Raw genomic sequence first — 23,465 nt, 5'->3', positions numbered from 1 at the left:
ATCGGGGCAACGCCATGCGCCGCCCCGTCATTCATTTCATCCCGATAATACCGAAGGGATAATCGGTTTTACGCCTCGATGCGACGATACGTCACGAACTCATAATCGACGCCCTCGTCACCCTCACCGGCGGCAATCGTTGCGACCCCGCTACGCTGCGCAATCTCCCACGCAGGATCGGTTCCCAAATCGGGAAAGTACGTATCCACGACATGCACGCAATGGTTGTGCGTGACCTCGGCCTCTGCGCAATACGGCAAAAACTGCCGATAGACATCGCCGCCACCGATCACCCACGCAACGGGCTCATCGGCAACCGCAGCGAGCGCCTCATCAATACTATGCACCACATCGACGTCCACGGGAGCAAAGTCCACGTCGCGCGTGAGCACGATATTGCGGCGGTTCTTGAGCGGACGCCCCCCGGGAAAACTCAGCAGCGTCTTGCGCCCCATAATGACCGGACAGCCCTTGGTGCACGCCACAAAATGGCGCATGTCGGCGCGATTGGACACTACCATGTCGCCCTCGCAGCCAATGCCCCAGTCGTCACACACGGCGACGATGGCAGAAAGCTTACACGTCATAAGCGCCACCTACACCGCAATAGGAATGTTCTTGACTTGCGGGCCGTGCTCGTAGCCCTCGACGATCAGGTCGTCGGTCGTAAACGCGTAGAAATCGTGCACGTCGGGATTGAGCGAAACCTTAGGCGCCGCAAACTGCGGACGCTCGATAAGCTCGCGGACGATATCGACATGGCGGTCGTAAATGTGGGCATCGGCAATCACATGCAGCAGCTCGCCGGGAATCATATCGACGGACTGCGCAACCATCATGAGCAGAATGGCGTACTGGCACACGTTCCAGTTGTTCGCGGCCAAAATGTCCTGGCTGCGCTGGTTGAGAATCATGTTGAGCGTCGGTTTGTCATCCTGCGGGCGCTGCGTCACGTTATATGTCACGCTGTAGGCGCACGGATACAGGTGCATCTCGGACAGGTCGCTGAACACATAGGTGTTCGTCATGATGCGACGGCTATACGGCGTATGCTTAAGGTCGTACAGCACGCGGTCCATCTGGTCAAAGTCGCCCTCGGCATAATGGCTCTTCTGGCCAATCTGGTATCCGTAGGCCTTACCGATGGAGCCGGTCTCGTCAGCCCACTCGTCCCAAATATGGCTGTGGAGGTCATGGACGTTATTGGACTTCTTTTGATAGATCCACAGGATCTCGTCCATGGCAGACTTAAGCGCCGTGCGGCGCAGCGTGAGCGCGGGGAACTCCTCGCGCAGGTCGTAGCGCGCCGTAACGCCAAAGTTTTTAATGGTATAGGCAGGGGTGCCGTCCTCCCACACCGGACGGACCTTTTGGCCCTCGGTGGTGGTGCCATGGTCCAAGATATCGCGGCACATGGCTACAAACTGTTGATCAGCTTTGCTCATTGACCCTCCTGTCAGTCGCCTATAAGCAATTTTTATTGTAGCCCAGGCGCACAGCATCGGATGGGACACTTGGGCCGGCACACGCAATGCACGGCAGCTCACTCTCAGTCGCAACGGCTTTGCCTTTTTCTGACATATGCCAAAAATGCCTTGCGCTGGTCCGCAGGTGCGCTATCCTATTTTTGACATATGTCAGATTTGGAGTGTATATGGCAGGAAGACGCAAAAAATTGCGCCGTGTTGGGATTATTCCCGAATATCGCGGTTTTACCCCCGATGGCCTTGCCAGCGGAGACGCCATCGACATGACGGTCGACGAGCTCGAGGTGCTGCGGCTGTGCGACCTGGAAGGCCTCAATCAGGAGGCTGTCGCCCAGCACATGGGCATCGCTCGTGCCACCGTGGCGGCCATCGGTAGCCGCGCGCATCGCAAGGTGGCAAACGCGCTGGTCAACGGGCGCGCGCTGAGTATCGAAGGTGGCAACATCGCGTACTCCCCCATTACCACGACGACGGCCGCATGGCCAGCAAAGGAGGTTGACACTATGAGGGTGGCAACGACGTACGACAACGGCAACATCTTTATGCACTTTGGCCGCAGCGAGCAGTTCAAGATCTACGACATCCAGGACGGCGAGGTGATCGACGAGCAGGTCGTGGGCACCGGTGGCACCGGTCATGGCGCGCTGGCGGGTCTGCTCGCCAACGGCGGCGTCGACACGCTCATCTGCGGCGGCATCGGCGGTGGCGCTATCAACGCGCTTGCTCAAGCCGGCATCACCGTCTATGCGGGAGCCCAGGGCAGCTGCGATGCGTGCGTCGAAGCCCTTATCGCTGGCACGCTCGCACAGAACGGCGAGGCCACGTGCGGCTGCCACGGCCATGACCACGAGCATTCCCATGAGCATGGCGAGTCCTGTGGCTGCCACGGCCATCACGAGCACGAGGGCCATGAGGGCTGCGGCTGCCACTAGCGGCAGGCAATCGATGCCATCACGTGCCTGCTCACACAACAAATAACGCACCAACGACGAAGGCCGCCTGGAATACCATCCGGGCGGCCTTCGCCATACACGACTCAGCCAGTCGCTACTTTTTCTTACGCATCTGCGCTTCCATCTGGCGCAGCAGATCCATATCGGACTTGGGGCCACCCGTTCCCAGGCCGCCCATGCCGCCCAGGCCCATGGCATCCAGGCCGGGAATATTGGGCATGCGCATCTTTTTGCCCTTCTTACCCTTTTTGCCCTTCTTGCCGCCGGCCTGTGCCTGATTGGCCATCGTGCGCATGCGGCCCATCATCTTGTTCATCTCGCCCCACTGCTTCATAAGGCTGTTGACCTCGGTTGGGGTTACGCCAGCTCCCTTGGCAATGCGGGCACGGCGCTGACCGTTGATGATGGAGGGACGCAGGCGCTCCTCCTTGGTCATCGACATGATGATGGCCTCGTTCTTATCGAAGATGCCCTCGTCCAGGTTGCCGCCCATCTGGCTGAGCGCGCGCTGGCCACCGGGAAGCATGCCCAGAATGCCCTTCATGCCGCCCATCTTCTTAACGGCCTTCATCTGGTCGAGCATATCGTTCATGGTGAAGCCCTCGCGCAGCATGCGCTCGGCAGCCTCGAGCTGCTCGGCATCGGCTGCCTCCTGGGCCTTCTCGATGATGCCGACGACGTCGCCCATGCCCAAAATACGCTTGGCCATACGATCGGGATAGAACGGCTCCAGCGAATCGGGCTTCTCGCCCATGCTCACAAACTTGATGGGCTTGCCGGTCACCTGGCGCACGGAAAGCGCGCCGCCGCCACGGGCATCGCCGTCGAGCTTGGAGATGATCACACCGTCAAAGTCGGTGCGCTCGGCAAAGGTCGAGACCACGTTGACGATATCCTGGCCGGTCATGGCATCGACGACCATCAGCACCTGATCGGGCTTGACGGCTTTCTTGATGTCCACGGCCTCCTGCATCATCTGCTCATCGATCTGCAGGCGACCGGCGGTATCGACGATGACCACGTCGCGCAGGTGGTCGACGGCCTCCTGGATGGCGCCCGTGGCAATGTCGACCGGATGCACACCGTCACCGCGGAAGACCGGCACGCCAATCTCGCCGCCAAGCGTTGCCAACTGGTCGGCAGCGGCAGGGCGGTAGACGTCGCACGCGGCGAGCAGCGGCGAGCGGCCCTGCTTCTTGAGCAGGTAGGCCAGCTTTACGGCCGCCGTGGTCTTACCGGAGCCCTGCAGACCCACAAGCATGATGACGTTGGGGATACGGTTGCTAAAGACGAGCTTGCTCTCGGTGGAGCCGAGCATCTCGGTGAGCTCGTCGAGCACGATCTTGACGACGTTTTGCGCCGGCGACAGCGACTCCATGACCTCTGCGGTCATGCAGCGCTCCTTGGTCTTGGCGACGAACTCCTTGACGACCTTAAAGTTGACGTCGGCCTCGAGCAGCGCCATACGGATGTCGCGCATGGCCGAGGTGATATCGGCCTCGGTCAGCTTGCCTTTGCCGCGCAGGCGGTCAAATGTGTCGTTGAGGCGATCGCTCAGGGAATCAAACACTAGTCACTCCTTAATTGGACTCGCCCACCAGGGCGCGGCAGAAATCTTTGGCATTGAACTCCTGCAGGTCATCGACCTGCTCACCCACGCCGATGCGCAGGATCGGGAGCTTGAGCTTCTCAGCCACGGCCATGGCGATACCGCCCTTTGCCGTGCCGTCGAGCTTCGTCATGATAATACCGTCCAGACCCAGCGCCTCGTTAAACTCGAGCGCCTGGTTCAGACCGTTCTGACCGGTGGCGGCATCAATCACGAGGACAACCGAGACGGGCATGGGGCCGGCGGCCATATTGGCGGCGCGCTTACGCGTCACGTTGACCACCTTGGCAAGCTCTCGCATGAGCTCGGGGCTTGTGTGCAGACGACCGGCGGTGTCGATCAGCACCAGGTCGCTGCCGCGCTTATCGGCCTCGTCGAGCACGTCATAGCACACGCTCGCCGGATCGGAGCCGCGGTCGCGCTTGATGACGGGGACGCCGGCGCGCTGGCCCCACACATCGAGCTGCTCGATGGCGGCGGCGCGGAAGGTATCGGCCGAACCGATCACGACGTTCTTGCCGCGGGCGGCCATGGCGCTCGCGATCTTACCGACCGTCGTGGTCTTGCCGGCACCGTTAATGCCCACAAACAGCACGCAGCTTGGAGTATCGGAAAACGGATCGCGCTCAACAGGCACAAAATGGCCCTCGAGCTGCTCGGCCAGGGCACGACGAAGCTGCGGAGCGGTCTTGAGGTTCTTCTTTGCCGCGGCATCGCGCAGGTCATCGGAGACCTGAATGGCGACCTCGGCACCCATGTCACCCATAACGAGGGTGTCCTCAAGGTCCTCCCAAAAATCCTCGTCGACCTCGCCGCCAAAGTAGAAGACCTCGTTGAGGGCCTCACGGCTGCGCTCAAGTCCGCGCGAGAGTGCGTCAAAGAATCCCATTATGCATTCACGACCTTTCCGGTTTCGCGATCGAGTTTTTGCGAGACGACGCGGCTGACGCCGTCGGCTTGCATCGAGACGCCATAGAGAACGTCAGCGTCCTCCATAGTACGGCGCTGATGCGAAATGACCAAGAGCTGCGTATCGGAACGCAGCACATCGAGGGCGCCGATGAGCTTGGACAGGTTGGCGTCATCAAGCGCCGCCTCGACCTCGTCCAGCACATAGAACGGCACCGTGCGCGTGCGGTACACGGCAAAGAGCAGGGCGAGCGCCGTCAGACTCTTCTCGCCGCCCGACATGAGCATCATCTTGGTGATGCGCTTGCCGCGCGGCTGCGCCACGACCTCAATGCCCGTCTCGGCCGGATGCTCGGGATCGGTCATCTCCAGATGAGCCTGACCGCCCGGGAAGAGCATGGCGAAGATCTCGCGGAAGTTCGCGTCGACCTTCTCAAAGGTCACCAGGAACGCCTTGCGCATCTTGCGATCAATGGCCACCGTGATCTTGGTGAGCGCCTTGCGCGCGCTCTCCAGATCGGCCAGCTGCTCCTCGATGTAGTCGGCGCGGCGCTTGAGCTGCTCGTACTCCTCCATGGCAACTTGGTTCACAGGGCCCAGGTTGTTGATCTGGCGCACAAGCTGGTTGAGCTCGCGCTCGGCGGCATCGCGGTCCGTGGGCGCGGGAAGCATGAGCGCTTCCTCGAGTACCGTGGTGCCATCGGCGGTAATGGCCTTAATGGCGGCCTCTACCTGCACCTCGAGCTTGCCACGCGCGACCTTAAACTCGTTTTGCGTGGCGGTGGCGGTATCGACCCGCTCCTTAGCGCGGGCAACCTCTGCCTTGGCATCCTCGATGGTCTTCTTGAGCGAAGCGGAGTCCGCCTCTTCCAGAGAGGCCTGGTCACGCAGGCGCGCTGCCCAATCCGACGCGCGTTCCAACAGGGCAGAATATCGTTCGTGCATGGGGTCGACGCGCAGGCGCAGCAGCTCGAGCGAGCGCGAAGCCTGGCGTGTTCCGCGGATACGACGGTCGATGCCCTCAAGACGATGCTCCAGGTCGGGCACGCGGCCCTTCAGCGAACGCAGGCGCTCGCTCGTCCGAGCTAGGCGAACCTTGGCGTCGGCGAGCTTGCCAGCAGCCTCGGAATCGTCACGACGAACGCGGTCAAGTTCATCGTTGGCCTGGGCAATCTGCAAGCCCAGGTCGCTCGCCTGCGCACGAGCCTCGTCACGCGAACGAGCGAGCTCGTCCACGCGCGGACGCGCAGCGCGAACGGCTTCGGAAGCCTGCTCACGGCGCTTGGAAATGCGCATGCGCTCGACCTCTGCGTTGTTGGCGCTTTGCTCCAAGCGGCCGATCTCGGAGAGCAGCGAGCGACGCTCGCCCTCAAGACGGGCAATCTCGCCGGCGGCATCGCCCTCAGCGGCACGCGCTTCCTCAACGGCCGCATTGGCCTCGACGACCTGATCCGACACATGCTCAAACACGGCAGCCAGATCGGGCTCCAGGCCCTCCAGCTCGCGAATGCGACGCTTGCGCTCCAGAGCACCCGAGGCCTCGCCAGCATCGAGCCCCACACGCACCAAGCCGCCGCAGGCAACGCGGGCACCATCGGGGGTCACATAGGTCACACCGTCAACGACCGGCGCCGACAGCGCGGCAGAAAGATCGTCCACTACGTAATAGCCGCCGAGCAGCGCCTCGACAATCGGACCATAACCGGCACGCACGGAAAGGCGATCAACCAGACGCGAACCGGCAGCGCCCTCGGCGGCAGCAGTGCCGCTCACGCCGCGCGCTACCAGCAGCGCCTCGCCCGAGGCCTTCTTCTGGTCCAGGGCCGCACGACCGGCACGCTCAAGCGCGGACGTATCGTCGAACAGCAGCGCATCGATATCGCCGGCGAGCAATTGCTCAACCAGGCCCTCAAGCTCACGCGGGGCCTCGAGCACGTCGCCCAGACGACCCGAGACATCGTCGCCCAGCGCACCCACCAGGCGGCTCACGAGCGGCGAGCTGTCGGCCATGCGGGCATCGAGTTTCTTTTGACTGGCAAGCTCCGAGCGCACCTCGGATAATTTGTCGCGCGCCTCGCTCTCGCGGGCACGCAGGCCCTTCAGGACCGCGCGTGCCGTCTCGGTGGCTTCACGCGCATCGACCTGAGCCTGGCGCGCTTCGTCAAGAGCGCACTCAAGCTCCTCGGCGCGGTCGCGACGGCTCTCGAGCGAAGCCGTGACCTCCTCGAGCTGTTCATCGATCTGCTCCAGGCGCGAGGCGTACATGTTGTCCTCGACCTCGGCATTGCTCAAGGAATCCTTCACCTTAGCGAGCTCGAGCGCGGCGTTATCGGCCACGCGCTGCACATCGCGTTGCTCACGCGTAAGCTGCGAAAGCTGATTGTCGAGCGCCACGCGGCGCTCGTGGAGCTCGGCGGCGGCAGGACCAGCGGCGTCAACGTCCTCCTGGGCCTGCATGTGCGCACCGGTCACCTCCTCAAGCTGCGCACGCGCGTCCTCGAGCTCCTCGACCACGCGACGACGCTGATGCTCGGAGCTCGAAATCTGGCCGCGCATGTCAGACAGGCGCGACACCATGTTGTGGCCCTTTTCCTCGAGCAGGCGCATATCGGAGTTAATGCGACCGACCACGTCTTGCATATGGCGGCGCTGCTCGCCCAGATCGCCCACAAACAGGCCCTTTTCCTCGAGCATAACCTGGAGCTTCTCGAGCTCGCGCTCCTTTTCGCCCATGCGGTACTGCGCAAGCTCCAGCTCGGCGGCACCTTCCTTGGAGCGGCTCTCCAAGTCGTTCCACTGCGACTGCAGCGAACGCAGCTCGTCGACAGCCAGCATCTGCGTAAGCTCATTCGCGCGCGAGGACAGCTCTTTGTACTTGCGCGCGCGATCGACCTGACGCTCCAGCGGTCGCAGTTGACGGGCGATTTCCTTATTGATGTCGCGGGCACGCGTCAGGTGCTCGTCCATCGACTTGATCTTTTTGAGCGCACGCTCCTTGCGGCGCTTGTGCTTGGAGATGCCGGCGGCCTCCTCGATGAGGGCACGGCGCTCCTCGGGGCGGCTCTGCAAAATGGCGTCGAGCTTGCCCTGACTGATGATGGAATGCGTATCCTTACCCAGGCCCGAATCGTGCAGGATGTCCTGAATGTCCATCAGGCGGCACGGACTCGAGTTGATGAGGTACTCGCTTTCGCCCGAGCGATACATGCGACGGGTGATGGCGACCTCGTCAAAATCGACGGGTAGCACATGGTCCGAGTTATCGAGCACCAGCGTGACCTCGGCGACACCCACCGGCTTGCGAGCCGACGAGCCCGAGAAGATGACATCCTCCATGGCCTGGCCGCGCAGCTGCTTGGCGCTCTGCTCGCCCAGAACCCACAGGATGGAGTCGGAGATGTTCGATTTTCCCGAGCCGTTGGGACCGACGATGACGGTCAGGCCCGGCTCAAACGTCATATGGGCGCGGTCGGCAAACGACTTGAACCCTTTGAGCGTGAGGGACTTGAGATACACGGTTCCTCGCTTACACAGGCTTCTTGTTGAGAATCACGCCGTTAGTGGTGTAGCCCATGCGGTCAAGTGCCTCGAGTGCAGCGGCCCCCTCGGCTTCCTTCTTTGAGGAGCCGGAGCCGCGACCCTGGCGAATACCATCGATCAACACCACGGCGGTAAAGGTGGGCGCATGCGCCGGACCCTCGGAACCAACCAGCTTATACGCCGGAGGCTCGTGGCCGTCGGCCTGCACGCACTCCTGCAAAAACGACTTGGGATTCGCAGGATGTTCGGCACGCTCGGAAGCCAAGTGCGGCTTAAGCGTGCGATGAATGAACTCCGCTGCGGCATCCCAGCCGGCATCCAGGTACAGCGCGCCCACGAGCGACTCATAGACGTTCTCGAGCGCCGAATGCAGGCCGCGTGCGCCCGTACCGGTCTCGGAGGCACCAAAGATGATGATGTCGTCGATACCCAGCTCGTGCGATACCTCGGACAGCGTGGCGCCCGAGACAAGCGACACCTTCAGGCGCGTGAGCTTGCCCTCGTCAAACTCCGGATAGGACTCAAACAGGGAGCGTGCGACCACGGCGCCCAAAATGGAATCGCCCAAGAACTCAAGGCGCTCATAGCTGGCAGAAACCGGCTGGCCCTCGACTGCCGAGGGATGCGTAAGCGCCGCGCGCAGCAGCACCTTATTATTGAACTCATGGCCCAGAATTTCCTGGGCGCGCGTAAGTCGTTCAGACAAAGCCAAGACCTAGGCCTCCCTGGCGTTTTCGATCGCGTCGACGGCGTCGACGACAGAGTTGAGCGAAAGCAGAGTCTCGTCATCGATCTCGAGGTTGAACTCGTCCTCGATAGCCGTAACCAGCTGCAGGCGCTCGAGCGAGTTGGCATCGAGGTCGTCAAAGGTGGTCTCATCGCTAATTTCGGCAACATCGACGCCCAGAACGTCAGCAGCGACCTCGGCGATCTTGTCGAAGATTTCGGAGCGGTCCATAGCGCTTCCTCTCATAGTGCATGAATACCAAAAGAATGGTACCGCCCGGGCGGTACCAAGACACGGTTCTGATTCTACCCCACGACGCACGCCCCGAGGCGCATAACAGCGCTCTAACTCGCTCTTATAAAACGATACCGTCCATAGAGTTGGCGACATTCTCGACCAGCCCGGCGCGCACAGCTTCGGCCGCCGCGAGCGTACCGTTTTTGACAGCTTCGACCGACGTGGCGCCGTGGCCGATCAGAACCACGCCGCGCAGGCCCAAAAGAATCGCGCCGCCCTTGGCGTCGCCAGAGAGCTTGGCCTTGATCTCGCGCATCTGCTTTTTAATAAGCAGCGCGGCGATCTTGGTTCCAAGTGAAGACATAAAGACGCCCTTGAGTTCCTGCAGCAAAAACTTAGCAGCGCCCTCAGTGGCCTTGAGCGCGATGTTGCCCGACATGCCGTCGGCGACCACGACTTCAAAATTGCCCGACGTAAGATCGGTGCCCTCGCAGTTACCAACAAAGCCGGGAACGACGGCTTTCATGGCCGGGAAGCACGCCTTGGTAAAGTTGGAGCCCTTCTCGTCCTCGGTGCCGTTAGCAAGCAGGCCCACGCGGGGATGCTCAATGCCCAGGACGACGCGGGCATAGGCGCTACCCATCTGAGCAAAACGCACCATGTCATCGACCTCGACATCGGGGTTGGCGCCCATATCGCACAGCACCGTCAGACCGCCGGCGCGATTGGGCAGCGCATTGGTCAGACAGGGGCGCACCGGCTGCTTCTTGCCTTCGGCCTGATACCTAAACGGCGTCACATAGGCGGTGGCGGCGGCGGTCATGGCACCGGTCGAGCCGGCAGAGAAGAACGCGTCCGCATTTCCCTTCTTGATGGCACGGCACGACAACACGATCGAAGACTTGCGTTTGGTCATCACGGCGCGAATGGGATTGTCATCCATGGCGATAACGTCGGGTGCCTCAAGGGCCTCAACACGTGCATGGGAAGCTGCAAAGGGATTGACGATTTCGGCGGGGCCAGCTGCCAAGACCTCGATATCGGGATCGGCGGCAAGCGCAGCCTCGATACCATTGAGAACAACCTGAGGTTTCTCGTCTCCGCCCACAACGTCTACACAAACGCGAACGTTACTCATATACATGCTCCTTATACAAAAATGGCCGACTCATTGAGCCGGCCATTGTGGTTCCATTTGGAACGGCATCGCATCCAGAGTATACCGTTACTCGGTAACGATAACCTCGCGGTCCTTGTAGAAACCGCAGCTGGGGCACACGTGGTGCGGGAGCTTGACAGCGCCGCAACGGGGGCACGTGGACTGAGCCGCAGCCGAGATCTTCATGTTGGCGGAACGACGGGTGTGAGTGCGGATACGACCCTGCTTTTGTTTAGGTACGGGCATAGTGACCTTCCTTATGAACTATCCAGTGTGGCGATTACGCGCAAGTAGCGATACTACCACAGTTTTACTCGTCAAGCTTGAGATTCTTCAATGCTGCAAATGGATTTTCCGTGGCAGCGGCCCATTCGGCCTCCGCCTGGGCGGCGCAATCGCATTGCTCGACGTTGAGATTGCAACCGCAAGTGGAGCACAGACCGTGGCAATCGGGCTTGCAGAGCACCACAAACGGCGTGTCCATGACGACCGCGTCATTGATGGGCTCACCCAGATCGACGATGCGGTCCTCACCCAGGAGCTCGTAGCCGTCCTCGTAGGCCTCGGGGTCCTCGGGCTCCTCAAAGAGGTAGAACTCCTCGATCTCGCCGGCGATATCAAACGAAGCGGGCTCCAGGCAACGGTCGCACTCGCCGGTGGCGTGCGCGCGGACCATACCCGTGAGCAAGACACCGGTACCGGCGTTGGTAAAGACAACGTCGTAGTCGATGCCGTCCTGTAGCTGGTACTCCTTCTCGCCCACCGTGTAGGTGGCGACATCGACCTTACCGGTCAGCGGATACGAATCTCCAGGAAACTCGAGCTGCTCAGATAGATCGACGGTAACGCTCGGGAACTCAGCCATTACCACTGACCATTCTGTTGGGCGGCACCCTCGTTAAGCTGCTGACGGCAACGAGTAACGGTGCCGGTCAGGCTCTTGAGGTTCTCCTCCAGGTGCGTAAAGACCTGCTCTGCGTAGTCCTCGGCAGCATAACGCGTCTCGCGCTCGTACTGCTGGGCACGATCACGGATGTCGTCGGCCTGCTGCTGCGCTAAGCGGACGATCTCCTGCTCACCGGCAATGGTAAGGGCCTGCTGCTGAGCGTCGGCGATGATGGAATCGGCCTGAGCGGCAGCGGAAGCCATAAGCTCCTCGCGCTCCTTAAGGATACGGCGGGACTTCTGCCACTCCTCGGGATAGCTCATGCGGATCTCGTCGAGGATGTTGAAGAACACGTCGGCGTCGATGACCTTGAACTGAGCGTTCTTGCCGAAAGGCGGCTTGGCTTCCTCGATCAGCCCTTCGAGCTCATCGACCAAGCTGACGATCCTATCGCCAGGAAAATTCTCGCCCGGCATCCGGTCTCCTTTCATAGGTAACATATCATCGTGCTAGTTTACCACATGCCACCAGGCAATAAGAAACGTCACGAAAAGCGAAGTCTGAGCGCTTCGACCACGTTGGGCGGGACAAACGTCGATACATCGCTGCCGAGTGAGGCGATCTGGCGAACGACCGAGCTCGAGATGTAGCCGTACTGCGGCGCACTCATGACAAAGATGGACTCCAGCTCGTTATCCAAGCGATAGTTGAGATCTGCCTGCTGCAGCTCGTACTCAAAGTCGGTCATGGCGCGCAGGCCCTTGACCACGGCCCCCGCCCCCTGCTCACGTGCAAAGTCGACCAAGAGGCCGGTGAAGGGCAGTACCTCAACGCCGTCCAAATCACCGAGGGCCTCGCGGGCCAGCGCCACGCGCTCATCGAGCATAAACGTCGTGCCCACACCGTTTTTACCCTGCGACTCGGCAACAGCGACGATCACGCTGGGAAAGATGCGGCGGGCGCGGCGGATTACATCGATATGGCCAAACGTAATGGGGTCGAAGGTGCCCGGAACGATGACGCGGTTAATGGTGTCACTCATGGGCGTCCTCCTGAAACGTCGTGGCATCGTTGTTGTCAGCATCGGTGCCGGCGTTATCACCCTCACCATCGTCATCGCCGACCCAACGAAGCAGATCGACCGAGGTGATGCCATAACGCTTCTCACGCACGGTCTCAAAACCTGCCGGATGCGCGCCCGCATCGGCAGCGGCATGCTCAAACAGGGCATAAGCGCCAGATGCAAGCAGACCCTGCTGAGCCAGGTTCTGCAGCAGCTCCTCGACCGGCTCGGCACCAAAAGCATATGGTGGGTCGAGCAGGACCAGATCAAAGGGGCCGCCCGGCACACGACCGCGCGAGGCACTCGCCAGCATGTCGCCCGCTACCACGCGCCAACGCGCACGGTCACAGCAGAGCGACTCGATATTCTTGGTAATGAGCCGCGCGGCGTTGCGATCGATCTCAAACGTCGTGAGCGAGCGGGCCCCACGAGAGAGCATCTCTAACCCTAAGGCACCGGAGCCGCCAAAGGCGTCCAGCACACGGACCTCGTCCAAATCGAAGTCGAATGCCGACATGACCATAGATGCGCACGCCTCGCGTACGCGATCAGTCGTGGGGCGGGTGACATCGCGACCACGGGGCTCCTCGATCTTACGACCGCGCCATTCGCCGCCGATGATTCTCATCCTCCGCTGACCTCCTTAAAAATGTGTCGATATCGCATGGCGACCGCATCGCGCAGGGGGCGCGTCGCCACGGAGTCAAGGGTGCAAGCATACCGCAAGAGCTCGACCGCGTCCAAATGGGCCCACTCAATCAGCTCCTCGTCGGCATCCAGGTCGACAAAGCGCAGGGTCACACCGCCATGTTGGCGGTATCCCAGGATCTCGCCCTCGTGGCGCAGACGCAGGTCCATCTGGGCGAGCGTAAAGCCATCCGAGGTCTTCTCGAGCGATTGTAGGCGATCTTGTGCTGCCGACGCGCCGCCGTTGCCCTTGGAGTGCGTCATGACCAGGCACGTGCCCGACACGCTGCCACGGCCCACGCGACCGCGCAGCTGGTGCAGGGCAGCCAAACCAAAGCGCTCGCCGTTCTCGATGACCATGACGGTGGCATTGGGCACGTCGACGCCTACCTCGACCACCGTAGTCGAGACGAGCACGTCGATCTCGCCACGCTTGAAGGCATCGATGACCCGATCCTTCTCCCCCGCTAGCATGCGGCCGTGAAGGCGCTCGACGGTAAGCCCCGGCAACGCAAGACGCAGTCGGTCGAGCTCGGTTGCCGTATCGTGCAGCGGCACGGGGACCGTCACGCGGCCCTCATCGTCGCGGGCAATACCGGGCACGTCTTCCAGCTCATCGGCCGAGTCACTCGGCTCCACGAGCGGGCAAATCACGTAGGCCTGCTGACCCTTTTCATGCGCCTCGCGGATGGCTCCATAGGCGAGGTCACGGCTCGACTCGGTGAGAACACGCGTCGTCACGCCAGCGCCAGGGATTGGCCGATGGCGGATGATGCTCGTGTCCAGATCGCCGTAGACCGAAAGCGCCAGCGTACGCGGGATGGGCGTTGCCGTCATTACGAGCAGATCGGCACCGGGGCCCTTCGCGCGCAGGGCGTTGCGTTGGCCGACGCCAAACCGGTGCTGCTCATCGATGACCACGAGCGACAGGTGCTTGAACGCAACGTCATCCGAAAGCACCGCGTGGGTGCCAAAGAGCACGTCAAGCTCGCCCGATTCCAGCTGTGCATGGATGCGCTCGCGCTCTGCGGTCGGCGTGGCGCCCGTCAGGAGCGCCCAGGATATGCCGGCCTGCGAGAGCAGAGGGCCAGTCTTATCGGCATATTGGCGCGCCAGCACGCCCGTGGGCGCCATAACGCAGGCCTGGGTGCCCGAATCGGCCGCGACAGCCAGTGCGCAGGCGGCGACGGCTGTCTTACCGGTACCGACATCACCCAGCAGCAGGCGGTTCATCACGCGCCCGCCATCGCACATATCGCGCAGGATATCCTGGAACGCGGCTTCCTGCTCGTCGCTCAGCGAAAACGGCAAGGCCTGCTTGAGCGCGGCCAGGTGATCGCCCGCGGTATGGGCATAGGGCACCACATCGACCAGGCCGCCGTCGTTGCGCAGGCGCAGCGCCAGCTGCAGGTAGAGGCACTCCTCGTAGGCAAGCCGTGCGCGCGCGATATCGCGCTCAGCCATGCTCGAGGGAAAGTGGATCGAGTACAAAGCACGGGCATTGCTCATGAGCTTCCGCTTTGCGCGCAGCGGTGCCGGAATGGGATCAAAGGGATTGCCGACAACCTCGAGCGCGCCGCTTACAATGCGGCGCATCCATGCCTGGCTCACCCCATCGCTCACATAATGGACCGGCAGGATCGTGCCCGCGGCACGCCCGTCCTCGAGCTTTTCGAAATGCGGAGAGGCCATCTGCTTAAAACCATAGGCAAACTCGACCTTGCCCATCACGGCCAGGCGGTCGCCCTGCTTAAGCTGCTGGGCAATCCAGGGCTGGCGGAAAAAGGCGACCTGCAGCACGCCCGTCTCGTCAACGAGCGAGACCTCGGTCACCTGCATGCGCGGACGCGGCTGCTTTTGGACGATACGGTCAACCGTGGCGATGATGGTGCACACGATACCGATGGGCGCCATCTCGATGGACCACGAGCGGGTAAAGTCGAGGTATCGATGAGGGATATGGAGAAGGAGGTCCCCCACCGTCCGAATTCCCAGACGGCGAAGGGCCTCCTCACGTTTACCCGAAACATATTTGAGTCGCGCGATATCCTCGTCGAGCGCATTGCTCTGGGCAAAGCGCTCCGAGACGCGCGGCACGGAGCACAGCTCGGACATGGGCAGTTGCCTACTCGATCGAGAAGATCACGGGATAGAGCGGCTGCTCGCCACGATGGGCGTCAATCTCCAGATCGGGCTGAGCCCCCTCAATGGCGTCGACGATCTCCTGGAAGGCTTCATCGGACAGCTCCTCGCCGGCCAGAATCGTCAGCGCGTCACCCTCCTCTTCCTCCTGCATGCGGTTGATGCAATCGAGCGTGACCTGCTTCACATCGGAGCCGACCACGTCAATGGAACCGGCAATGATACCCATGACGTCACCGGAGTGAATCGGCGAGCCGTCGGAGGCGCTGGAGTCGCGCACAGCGCGGGTGACCTCGCCATCGCGGACCTCGCTGATGGCGTCGACCATAGCGGCGACGGCGTCCTCGAGCTCGGAATCGGGCAGGACCGCGAACAGCGCGGAGAAGGCCTGCGGAACGGTCTTGGTGGGAACGACGGCAACCTTCTTGTCGGTGCATGCAGAAGCGGCAGCCTCGGCGGCCATGCGGATGTTACCGTTATTGGGCAGGATGATGACCGAGGTCGCGTTGACCTGGTCGACGGCGCCCAGCAGGTCTGCAGTCGAGGGGTTCATAGTCTGACCACCCGACACGATCACGTCGACGCCGAGGGACTTGAGGATATCGGCCTCGCCGGAACCGGCGGCAACAGCGACAAAGCCCAGCGCCTTGGCGGGCTCGGCGGCCTTCTCCTGGTCCTCATGGATCTTGGCGGTACGGTCGTGGGCCTCCATCTCCATGTTGTGGATAAAGACCTCATAGATCTGACCAAGCTGCAGCATGTGCTCGAGCACCAGGTTGGGGGTGTTGGAGTGCACGTGAATCTTGTAATCGGGGTAAGCACCCACGAGCAGCTCGCAGTCGCCCATGGAGCCCAGGAACTTAAGGCATTCGTCCTCGTCAAAGGGAGCGTCGGCCTTAAAGAGGAACTCGTTGCAGTAGCGGAATTCCGAGCCCTCCCAGTCGTCGTTGGCCTCGATCTCAACGCGGTCGAGGGCGGCGTCGCGGGCAGAGCCAGCGGAGTCAAACATGGTGGAGAAATCCTCGACAACGGTGCTGCGACCAAGCGCGGCGGCAACAAAGTTCTCAAGGAAGATGGCAAATCCAAAGGCGCCGGAGTCGACCACGCCGTTCTCCTTCAGAACAGGCAGCAGGTCGGGCGTACGGGCGACGGACTGATAGGCCTCGACGACGATGGCGTCGAGCGCTTCCTCGGCCGAGAACTTCTTCTTCTCGCACTCGTCTGCCTTGGTCGAGACATCGCGCAGGACCGTGAGGATCGTACCCTCGATGGGCTTACGCACTGCCTGGAAGGCAACCTTGACGGCTCGGCGGAAGGCATAGGCGATGTTGGCGGACGTGATGGGCTCATCGGCAGAGACAAGGCCCTCGGCCACACCACGCAGAATCTGCGAGGTGATGACGCCGGAGTTGCCACGGGCACCCATCAGGGAGCCGTGAGTGATGGCGCCGGCGATGGCCTCCATGTCGGCGTCAGCAGGAAGGGCGGAAAGCTCCTTGGTCACCGAGGCGAGTGTGAGCGACATGTTGGTACCGGTGTCGCCGTCGGGTACGGGGAAGACGTTGAGCTTGTTGATCTCCTCGGCCTTGTCGGAAACAGCAGCCGCAGCGATCGGAAAACAGGTGCGAATGGTCTTTGCAATCATGGGTATTTGAATCTCCGTTTTCGGATGCTAGTTCAGACGGCTCTTGAGCGCGTCGATGTGAATGCCGATCTTAAGGCTGGCGGGATCGATCTGGGCGACCTCCTGCAGAGTGAAGGCAACGGAGCTCGAAAGATTGTGGCAGACGGACTTCATGTTGACGCCGTTCTCGAGCACGACGTGAAGGTCGACCGTGAGGCCGTTCTCGTCGGCGGAGACAAGCACGCCCTTGCGGAGGCGCTGACCGGCAAGCAGGCGCACGCTCTCGGCGCCCTGGAGCTGCTCGGCCATACCGACAACGCCATAGCACGTCATCGCGGCATAACCGGCAATATCGGCAATAACGTCGTTCGAGACGCTCAGGCTGCCGTTAATGGTCTCAGACACAAGAATCTCCTTATCTGGTGCTCGCGGCACCATCTCGTGGGAGCAATCATTGCAATATTCTACAACGAGCGCGCCATGTTGAGGTGGTGGGTCGCGGGATTACATCCTCGACACGAAATGTTGATATGGTAACGTTCGCGCCAGGCGATCGCGGTATGAAAAAACCCGCCGCATAAGCGACGGGTTTTACAACCTGGCTCCCCGGGTAGGACTCGAACCTACAACAGCGCGGTTAACAGCCGCGTGCTCTACCATTGAGCTACCGAGGAATTTAAAAGCCCAGCGGAATGGGCTGAAAAATTCTGGCTCCCCGGGTAGGACTCGAACCTACAACAGCGCGGTTAACAGCCGCGTGCTCTACCATTGAGCTACCGAGGAATAGGTGCGTGCTCTCAAGCAACGAAGTTTATTATACGGACGAATCAGCTCAGGGCAAGAACTTTTTTAAGAAATTTTCCGACCCAACCGTTGCGGCAAGGAGTGTCCCAAAGTGCCGGCAAAAAAGGAACGTCCCTAACTGCCGAAACGGAAACGCCGTGACTACTAAGACTCAATGTAGTCCTTGAGCTTGCTTGAACGGCTCGGGTGGCGGAGCTTGGCCAGGGTCTTGGACTCGATCTGGCGGATACGCTCGCGCGTGACACCAAACTCGCGGCCGACTTCCTCGAGCGTGCGAGGATGTCCGTCGACAAGGCCAAAGCGCAGCTCGATAACCTTGCGCTCACGATCGGCAAGCGAATCGAGCACCTGGGTGAGCTGCTCCTGCAGCATGGAGAAGCTGGCCGCATCTGGCGGAACGATGGCCTGGGAGTCCTCGATGAAGTCGCCCAGCTGGGAATCCTCTTCCTCGCCGATGGGAGTCTCGAGCGACACGGGCTCCTGCGAAATCTTCTGGATCTCGCGGACGCGGTCGGCACTCATGTCCATCTCGGCACCGATCTCCTCGGGGGTCGGGTCGCGACCCAGGTCCTGGAGAAGTTGACGCTGCACGCGGACAAGCTTGTTGATGGTCTCGACCATGTGCACGGGAATACGGATGGTACGGGCTTGGTCGGCGATAGCGCGCGTGATGGCCTGACGGATCCACCACGTAGCGTACGTGGAGAACTTAAAACCCTTCTGGTAGTCGAACTTCTCGACGGCGCGGATCAGACCGAGGTTGCCCTCCTGGATCAGGTCCAGGAACAACATACCGCGACCGACATAGCGCTTGGCAATGGAGACGACCAGACGCAGGTTTGCGCTGATGAGTGCCTGCTTGGCTTCGAGGCCCACGTTCTCAATGCGCGTAAGACGACGCATCTCGGCACGCGTGAGCTCGAGCTCGCCCGCCTCGGCAGCCTCGAGCTTCTCGGTGGCCTCGAGACCGGCCTCGATCTTCATGGCCAGATCGACCTCTTCGGAGGCGGTCAGCAGGTCGACCTTGCCGATCTCCTTGAGGTACATACGAACCGGATCGCCGGTCAGCATCACCGTGGAGGCATCGATGCCACGCACGCGGGAGCGTGAGCGGGACGTGCGCACGGTGCGCTTCTTCTTGCTCTTGGAAGAACCCATCTCGGCGTCGGCCTGACGGGCCATCTTGAGCTCATGATCGTCGAGCGAGCCGGAATCGTGCTCGTCGTCGTCGTCGAAATCGTCGGTATCGGTATCGTTATCGTCATCGTCGACGTCCATGGGGGCGTCGTCGCTACCGCTCGCGGAGATAATCTGAATGCCGCTGTTGCGCAGCGCGGAATACACCGCGGTGAGCTGCTCGTCAGAAACATCGATATCCTTCAGGGCGACCTGAATCTCGTCCTCGGTTACCGAAGTCCTGTTTGAGCCGTTGCCCATGAGCTTTGCAACGCAGGATTCCAGCCCAGTACCCGTGCTCTCAGTCTTTTTTGGCACAGATTCTCCCTTCATAGTCCACAGGACTCAATACTTTAGCACACACATAGACGTCTATACCCAAAAAGAGAACTGGATATAGGCGAGAATACGCTGGTTGACCACAACATCTAGGCCTGTTCGGTGCCCGCGGTCTCCAAACCGATCAAACGGAACGGGTCCGCCACGCCGCCGATAGACTTTTGCAGCTCGCGTTGACGCTGCGAATCCTGCGCGGCCTGCACGGTCAGCGCGCGGCGGGCCTCATCATCGAGCGATCGATCCTGGCGCAGCTTGGCCTGTGCGGCACGCATGCGGCGCTTAATGGTGTAGAGCTCGAGCGTATCGAGCATGAACACGATGTTCGTCTCGGTAGGGTGTTTGCTCGTCGCGGAGATGCGCCCGGCACTCACAAGCGTTGCCGCCTCGGGACACACCGAGCGCGCCGCATCCATGCAGGTCGCAGGATCGGTACCCGGCGGCGTTGCCAGCACGGCCCACGCGATGGACTCGTGGCGCGGGTCGACCCACTCGATGGAGCAGATGCGGTCAGCATACGTGCGGAACAGGTCGGGGTAGCTCGTGAGCATGGTCAGCAGCTCGCGCTCCCCTGCCAAGGACTTGCGCTCTAGATCGGTCAAAACCATAGGGAACGAGGCGTCTACCGGAGCACCGGCGGGCGCAGTGCCCATACCATCAGGCACGTCGATCGGCGGCAGGTCGTCGACGACCTCCACAGGAGCGGCACCGTAAGCATCGAGCGGGACATAGTCGTACGGCTCTTCCTCGACCGGCGCCGCTACTGGCGGCGTCGCGCCCGACGCCCAAGCACCACGAGATGTCCCCTGCAAACCAGACGACCGACCGCCCGCGCTACCAGATCGCTCGGCTTGCGCCCGCTGGCGTTCATAATTCTGCTCACGACGTCGTTCCGCATCTTCGCGCTTGGCGACATCGCGAAACACGCGACCCGAACTCGCGCGCACCGTCTCCAAATCCAAACCCAGCAGATCGGCAATCTGGATAAAGTACGTGTCGATCATATAGCTATCGCGCAGCGGATAGATAAGCGTCAGCGCATCTTCCAGCGCCTTGGCGCGACCGCCCGGCGTGGTGATGTCGCTCGCTTCCTGCAGCGAACGGTACACGAAGTCCATGAGCGGCTCGGCGGCGTCGATGCGCGCCTGCAGCTCCTTTCCGCCGTGCGCCGTGATGAACTCCATGGGATCGTTGCCGTCGGGCAGCACCACGCAGCGCAGGTCCATCGAATCCTGCTCGATAAACTGTATCGCGCGACGGGCGGCCTTCTGGCCCGCGGCATCGCCGTCAAACATATACACGATGCGCTTGGCAAAGCGGGTGAGCGTCTTGACGTGATGCTCCGTGAGCGCAGTGCCCAGCGTGGCGACGACGTTTTTAATCCCCGCCTCCCAACAGGCGATGCAGTCGGTATAGCCCTCTACCACGATAGCGGTATCCTGCGCGACGATAAACTCCTTGGCCCAATTAAAGCCGTAGAGGTTTCGCTTTTTATGAAACACGCTCGTCTCGGCGGTGTTGAGGTACTTAGGTTGGCCGTCTCCCATGATGCGACCGCCAAAGGCGATGTTATGCCCCTGCTCATCAAAAATGGGAAACATCACGCGGTCGTAGAAGCGGTCGGCAAGCTGCCCGCGCCCGCGACTCACAGCCACGTTGGCGTCGATCATCTCCTGCGGAGTAAAGCCTGCCTGCGACAGATGAGCCACCAGCATGTTACGACCCGGTGCAAAGCCCAGGCAGTAGCGGCGGCAGACGTCGCCACCCATGCCGCGGCTGGCAAAGTACTCACGTGGACGGCCGTCCTTACCGCGCATAAGCATGGTGTGGTAGAACTGGGCGGTCTGGGCGCACAGATCGTAGATTCGGGCACGCTTAGTACCGCGCTCGCGGCGGTCTCCGGTGTCGTGCAGCTCAATACCCGCGCGATCGGCTAAATAACGGATTGACTCGGGAAAGCTCAGGTTCTCGCGCTTCATGATATAGGTGAAGACGTCGCCGCCCTCGCCACATCCAAAGCAGTGCCACACCTGCGTGGCAGGGATAATGTGAAACGACGGGGTCTTTTCGCCATGAAAGGGGCAGCAGCCCCAAAACTCATGGCCGCGGGGCTTGAGCTCAACCGTTTCCTGCACGATGGCTACCAGATCGGACGCAGCGCGGACCTGGTCTTTCTCCTCATCGCTAATCACGGATACTCACCCCCTGCTCACCCAAGTTATGACGGATATCATCGATATTACCCTCGACGGTCGCGATCAACTCGTCCAGGGAATCGAACACGCGTGACGGACGCAGCCAGCGCGTAAACGCCAGCGAAACGGAAGCGCCGTACAGGTCGCCCGTATACCCAATTAAGTTGGCTTCGAGATGCGCAGATGCCGCATCGTCGGCATACGTTGGCGGCAGGCCGACGTTGACAGCAGCGGGCCGCACGGTGTCATCGACCAGCACCAGACCCTCATACACGCCATCGGCAGGCACCTGAATGCCGCTGGGAACCTGCAGGTTTGCCGTGGGAAAGCCCATGCCAGAACCCTCGTGACGGCCGTGAATAACACCGCCACGCACCATATACGGGCGGCCGAGTAACCCAGCAGCAAGCCCCACATGGCCCTGTCCCAGCTCGTGACGAATGCGGGTGGCGCAAATGGCCTCACCGCCCTCGCAAAGCAGGTCGTGACCATACACGTCAACGCCGCGCTCGGAACCCCAGACGCGCATCTCGGCAACACCAGAAGCACCGCCGCGACCCAGCCTAAAGTCGCTGCCAACGCGAATCGAACGAATGTCGACCACGCGTGACAACAGTGCGAGAAAACCGACATGGTCGAGTGCCGCAACCTCAGGCGTAAAGGGAACGGCCACCACTGCATCGACCCCGGTTTGAGCCAAGGCATGCAGACGGTCGGCCGTCGTCATCAATTTTTGAGCGGGTGAAGGGCTCACGACAACGTCCGGGTCGGGATCGAAGGTAACTACGACCGCCTTGCAGCCGTGGGCACGGGCATCACGGACGAGCGCCGCAATAAGCTCCTGGTGTCCACGGTGCACACCATCGAACACGCCGATGGCGATGGAGGCAGCACCCAAGTGCTCGCACTCATCAAACACATCGGCAGTAACGATGCGAGCCTCGTCCGACTCGCCCGCGAAAAAGATACGCGCGAGCTCGCGAGCGGAAAACATCATCGAACACCGCCGATTGCCTGCGGAAACACGTGATCCATGACAAAGCGGCCACTCTCAATGCGGGTGAGCGCCTTGAGCCCGCCATCGAGCACCAGCGCGAACGGCGCCTTCGAGGAATCGAAATCGGCAAGCGCACGCTCAACGGGAATGCGTCGGCCGCAGAGCAGGTCGTCGGCAAGATTGCCCGGCAAGTCAACACGCGTGGCGCCCAGGGCCGCAATGGGATCCAGGGCAAAGCCAGCCGCGGACTCGGGAGAAAGCTCCTCGACCGCATGACAAGCGCCAATGGAAACAACACCGGAGGCCGTGCGGCGCAACGCGGAAATGTGCGCGGCGCTCTCACAGGCGCGGCCCAAGTCGCGAGCGAGCGCACGGATATAGGTGCCCTTGCTCACCGAGAACGCCACGGTCCACACACACGTATCACCTTCACCGCCCACGGCGATCAGGTCGGCGGCATAGACCTCGACAGGGCGCGGAGGTAGGTCCACCGCATTGCCCTCTCGAGCAGACTTGTAGGCGCGAACGCCATTTACCGAGATAGCCGAAAAAGCCGGCGGCACCTGCATCTGCGGGCCCAACATGGCGACCAAGCGCTCGCGGGCATAAGCCGGATCGCGCAGCTCGGGTGCAACGGGCACCGTGCGGACCGCCTCGCCCTCCGCATCATCGGTATTGGTCTCGGCACCAAACGAGATGTCGGCGACGTAGCTTTTGGTATCGAGCGTGAGCATGCCCAGCAGACGGGTGGCTTGGCCTACACCCACCACCATGACACCCGATGCCATGGGGTCGAGCGTGCCGGCATGGCCGACGCGCCGCTCATGGAGGGCGCGCCGGCATTGCGAAACCACATCGTGGGACGTGCAGCCCACCGGCTTATCGACAGCAAGCAGCATATTCAGTTGAGAAGGTGTACGACGAGCCATGTACC

General features: G+C 61.5%; 21 protein-coding genes and 2 tRNA genes. 1 reads left to right on the top strand and 22 read right to left on the bottom strand.

Annotation, left to right across the window (positions count from 1 at the left end; genetic code table 11):
* Nucleotides 1-68: 68 nt before the first annotated feature.
* Nucleotides 69-587: a dihydrofolate reductase gene (locus DXC90_RS05205; protein WP_117735048.1), complete on the bottom strand. Its 519-nt coding sequence runs from the start codon at nucleotides 585-587 to the stop codon at nucleotides 69-71.
* 9 nt (nucleotides 588-596) lie between these two features.
* Nucleotides 597-1,445: a thymidylate synthase gene (thyA, locus tag DXC90_RS05200; protein WP_117735047.1), complete on the bottom strand. Its 849-nt coding sequence runs from the start codon at nucleotides 1,443-1,445 to the stop codon at nucleotides 597-599.
* 209 nt (nucleotides 1,446-1,654) lie between these two features.
* On the opposite strand from thyA, the gene DXC90_RS05195 reads away from it, so the two are divergent.
* Nucleotides 1,655-2,419 carry a NifB/NifX family molybdenum-iron cluster-binding protein gene (locus DXC90_RS05195; protein WP_117735046.1) on the top strand — a complete coding sequence of 255 codons (765 nt, stop codon included), beginning with the start codon at nucleotides 1,655-1,657 and terminating at the stop codon, nucleotides 2,417-2,419.
* A 115-nt stretch (nucleotides 2,420-2,534) separates the two neighbouring features.
* On the opposite strand, the gene ffh is transcribed toward DXC90_RS05195, so the two are convergent.
* The 20 genes from ffh to truB form a co-directional block, all read right to left on the bottom strand.
* Nucleotides 2,535-4,010: a signal recognition particle protein gene (gene ffh / locus DXC90_RS05190; RefSeq protein ID WP_117735045.1), complete on the bottom strand. Its 1,476-nt coding sequence runs from the start codon at nucleotides 4,008-4,010 to the stop codon at nucleotides 2,535-2,537.
* 10 nt (nucleotides 4,011-4,020) lie between these two features.
* Nucleotides 4,021-4,938 carry a signal recognition particle-docking protein FtsY gene (gene ftsY, locus DXC90_RS05185; RefSeq protein ID WP_117564147.1) on the bottom strand — a complete coding sequence of 306 codons (918 nt, stop codon included), beginning with the start codon at nucleotides 4,936-4,938 and terminating at the stop codon, nucleotides 4,021-4,023.
* Nucleotides 4,938-8,474 (bottom strand): chromosome segregation protein SMC, encoded by a 3,537-nt coding sequence (smc, locus tag DXC90_RS05180; RefSeq protein ID WP_117735044.1) that lies wholly within the window; start codon nucleotides 8,472-8,474, stop codon nucleotides 4,938-4,940. The genes ftsY and smc overlap by 1 nt, the downstream gene beginning before the upstream one ends.
* A 10-nt stretch (nucleotides 8,475-8,484) precedes the next feature.
* Entirely contained in the window at nucleotides 8,485-9,210 is a 726-nt protein-coding gene (gene rnc / locus DXC90_RS05175) for a ribonuclease III (protein ID WP_117637759.1), read from the bottom strand.
* A 3-nt stretch (nucleotides 9,211-9,213) separates the two neighbouring features.
* A complete protein-coding gene (locus DXC90_RS05170) occupies nucleotides 9,214-9,456 on the bottom strand; it encodes an acyl carrier protein (RefSeq protein ID WP_117735043.1) in 243 nt (80 codons plus the stop codon).
* Nucleotides 9,457-9,580: 124 nt separating this feature from the next.
* On the bottom strand, nucleotides 9,581-10,600 hold the full coding sequence (gene plsX, locus DXC90_RS05165; RefSeq protein ID WP_117735042.1) for a phosphate acyltransferase PlsX: 1,020 nt from the start codon (nucleotides 10,598-10,600) through the stop codon (nucleotides 9,581-9,583).
* 87 nt (nucleotides 10,601-10,687) lie between these two features.
* Nucleotides 10,688-10,867, bottom strand: coding sequence for a 50S ribosomal protein L32 (rpmF, locus tag DXC90_RS05160; RefSeq protein ID WP_022094017.1), 180 nt, complete (start codon nucleotides 10,865-10,867; stop codon nucleotides 10,688-10,690).
* A 64-nt stretch (nucleotides 10,868-10,931) separates the two neighbouring features.
* Nucleotides 10,932-11,486 carry a DUF177 domain-containing protein gene (locus tag DXC90_RS05155; protein ID WP_117735041.1) on the bottom strand — a complete coding sequence of 185 codons (555 nt, stop codon included), beginning with the start codon at nucleotides 11,484-11,486 and terminating at the stop codon, nucleotides 10,932-10,934.
* The gene (locus tag DXC90_RS05150; protein WP_040358176.1) at nucleotides 11,486-11,983 is read right to left on the bottom strand and encodes an ATPase; all 498 of its coding nucleotides are present in this window, start codon (nucleotides 11,981-11,983) and stop codon (nucleotides 11,486-11,488) included. The genes DXC90_RS05155 and DXC90_RS05150 overlap by 1 nt, the downstream gene beginning before the upstream one ends.
* A 68-nt stretch (nucleotides 11,984-12,051) precedes the next feature.
* Nucleotides 12,052-12,549, bottom strand: coding sequence for a pantetheine-phosphate adenylyltransferase (gene coaD / locus DXC90_RS05145; protein WP_117735040.1), 498 nt, complete (start codon nucleotides 12,547-12,549; stop codon nucleotides 12,052-12,054).
* Nucleotides 12,542-13,198, bottom strand: a complete 657-nt coding sequence (gene rsmD / locus DXC90_RS05140) for a 16S rRNA (guanine(966)-N(2))-methyltransferase RsmD (RefSeq protein ID WP_117735039.1) — start codon at nucleotides 13,196-13,198, stop codon at nucleotides 12,542-12,544. The genes coaD and rsmD overlap by 8 nt, the downstream gene beginning before the upstream one ends.
* The gene (locus DXC90_RS05135; protein ID WP_117735038.1) at nucleotides 13,195-15,372 is read right to left on the bottom strand and encodes an ATP-dependent DNA helicase RecG; all 2,178 of its coding nucleotides are present in this window, start codon (nucleotides 15,370-15,372) and stop codon (nucleotides 13,195-13,197) included. The genes rsmD and DXC90_RS05135 overlap by 4 nt, the downstream gene beginning before the upstream one ends.
* Before the next feature lie 10 nt (nucleotides 15,373-15,382).
* On the bottom strand, nucleotides 15,383-17,044 hold the full coding sequence (locus DXC90_RS05130) for a DAK2 domain-containing protein (RefSeq protein ID WP_117735037.1): 1,662 nt from the start codon (nucleotides 17,042-17,044) through the stop codon (nucleotides 15,383-15,385).
* A 27-nt stretch (nucleotides 17,045-17,071) separates the two neighbouring features.
* A complete protein-coding gene (locus DXC90_RS05125) occupies nucleotides 17,072-17,461 on the bottom strand; it encodes an Asp23/Gls24 family envelope stress response protein (RefSeq protein ID WP_195919456.1) in 390 nt (129 codons plus the stop codon).
* A gap of 161 nt (nucleotides 17,462-17,622) precedes the next feature.
* Nucleotides 17,623-17,697: transfer RNA gene (locus tag DXC90_RS05120), tRNA-Asn, on the bottom strand.
* Between the two features lie 34 nt (nucleotides 17,698-17,731).
* Nucleotides 17,732-17,806, bottom strand: a tRNA-Asn gene (locus tag DXC90_RS05115).
* Between the two features lie 165 nt (nucleotides 17,807-17,971).
* Complete coding sequence (gene rpoD, locus DXC90_RS05110; protein ID WP_117735036.1) at nucleotides 17,972-19,321, bottom strand: RNA polymerase sigma factor RpoD; 1,350 nt, start codon at nucleotides 19,319-19,321, stop codon at nucleotides 17,972-17,974.
* A gap of 110 nt (nucleotides 19,322-19,431) precedes the next feature.
* The gene (gene dnaG, locus DXC90_RS05105; RefSeq protein ID WP_117735035.1) at nucleotides 19,432-21,531 is read right to left on the bottom strand and encodes a DNA primase; all 2,100 of its coding nucleotides are present in this window, start codon (nucleotides 21,529-21,531) and stop codon (nucleotides 19,432-19,434) included.
* Entirely contained in the window at nucleotides 21,524-22,531 is a 1,008-nt protein-coding gene (ribF, locus tag DXC90_RS05100; RefSeq protein ID WP_233502180.1) for a riboflavin biosynthesis protein RibF, read from the bottom strand. The genes dnaG and ribF overlap by 8 nt, the downstream gene beginning before the upstream one ends.
* Nucleotides 22,528-23,460 (bottom strand): tRNA pseudouridine(55) synthase TruB, encoded by a 933-nt coding sequence (gene truB / locus DXC90_RS05095; RefSeq protein ID WP_233502179.1) that lies wholly within the window; start codon nucleotides 23,458-23,460, stop codon nucleotides 22,528-22,530. Before truB ends, ribF begins: the two co-directional genes overlap by 4 nt.
* Nucleotides 23,461-23,465: the final 5 nt, after the last annotated feature.

It is taken from the genome of Collinsella sp. TF09-1AT (assembly GCF_003436895.1).
Lineage (GTDB): Bacteria > Actinomycetota > Coriobacteriia > Coriobacteriales > Coriobacteriaceae > Collinsella.
Note: the sequence above shows the minus strand (reverse complement) of the source record. Positions and strands in the feature narration are given on the sequence as shown.

Excerpts from the sequence above, each read along its gene's own strand:
- DXC90_RS05195 (WP_117735046.1), top strand. The coding sequence starts at position 1,655 with ATGGCAGGAAGACGCAAAAAATTGCGCCGTGTTGGGATTATTCCCGAA.
- DXC90_RS05170 (WP_117735043.1), bottom strand. The coding sequence starts at position 9,456 with ATGGACCGCTCCGAAATCTTCGACAAGATCGCCGAGGTCGCTGCTGAC.
- rpmF (WP_022094017.1), bottom strand. The coding sequence starts at position 10,867 with ATGCCCGTACCTAAACAAAAGCAGGGTCGTATCCGCACTCACACCCGT.
- DXC90_RS05130 (WP_117735037.1), bottom strand. The coding sequence starts at position 17,044 with ATGATTGCAAAGACCATTCGCACCTGTTTTCCGATCGCTGCGGCTGCT.
- plsX (WP_117735042.1), bottom strand. The coding sequence starts at position 10,600 with ATGAGTAACGTTCGCGTTTGTGTAGACGTTGTGGGCGGAGACGAGAAA.
- DXC90_RS05125 (WP_195919456.1), bottom strand. The coding sequence starts at position 17,461 with ATGGTGCCGCGAGCACCAGATAAGGAGATTCTTGTGTCTGAGACCATT.
- DXC90_RS05155 (WP_117735041.1), bottom strand. The coding sequence starts at position 11,486 with ATGGCTGAGTTCCCGAGCGTTACCGTCGATCTATCTGAGCAGCTCGAG.
- DXC90_RS05205 (WP_117735048.1), bottom strand. The coding sequence starts at position 587 with ATGACGTGTAAGCTTTCTGCCATCGTCGCCGTGTGTGACGACTGGGGC.
- thyA (WP_117735047.1), bottom strand. The coding sequence starts at position 1,445 with ATGAGCAAAGCTGATCAACAGTTTGTAGCCATGTGCCGCGATATCTTG.
- DXC90_RS05135 (WP_117735038.1), bottom strand. The coding sequence starts at position 15,372 with ATGTCCGAGCTGTGCTCCGTGCCGCGCGTCTCGGAGCGCTTTGCCCAG.
- rsmD (WP_117735039.1), bottom strand. The coding sequence starts at position 13,198 with ATGAGAATCATCGGCGGCGAATGGCGCGGTCGTAAGATCGAGGAGCCC.
- coaD (WP_117735040.1), bottom strand. The coding sequence starts at position 12,549 with ATGAGTGACACCATTAACCGCGTCATCGTTCCGGGCACCTTCGACCCC.
- DXC90_RS05150 (WP_040358176.1), bottom strand. The coding sequence starts at position 11,983 with ATGCCGGGCGAGAATTTTCCTGGCGATAGGATCGTCAGCTTGGTCGAT.
- ribF (WP_233502180.1), bottom strand. The coding sequence starts at position 22,531 with ATGATGTTTTCCGCTCGCGAGCTCGCGCGTATCTTTTTCGCGGGCGAG.
- truB (WP_233502179.1), bottom strand. The coding sequence starts at position 23,460 with ATGGCTCGTCGTACACCTTCTCAACTGAATATGCTGCTTGCTGTCGAT.
- ftsY (WP_117564147.1), bottom strand. The coding sequence starts at position 4,938 with ATGGGATTCTTTGACGCACTCTCGCGCGGACTTGAGCGCAGCCGTGAG.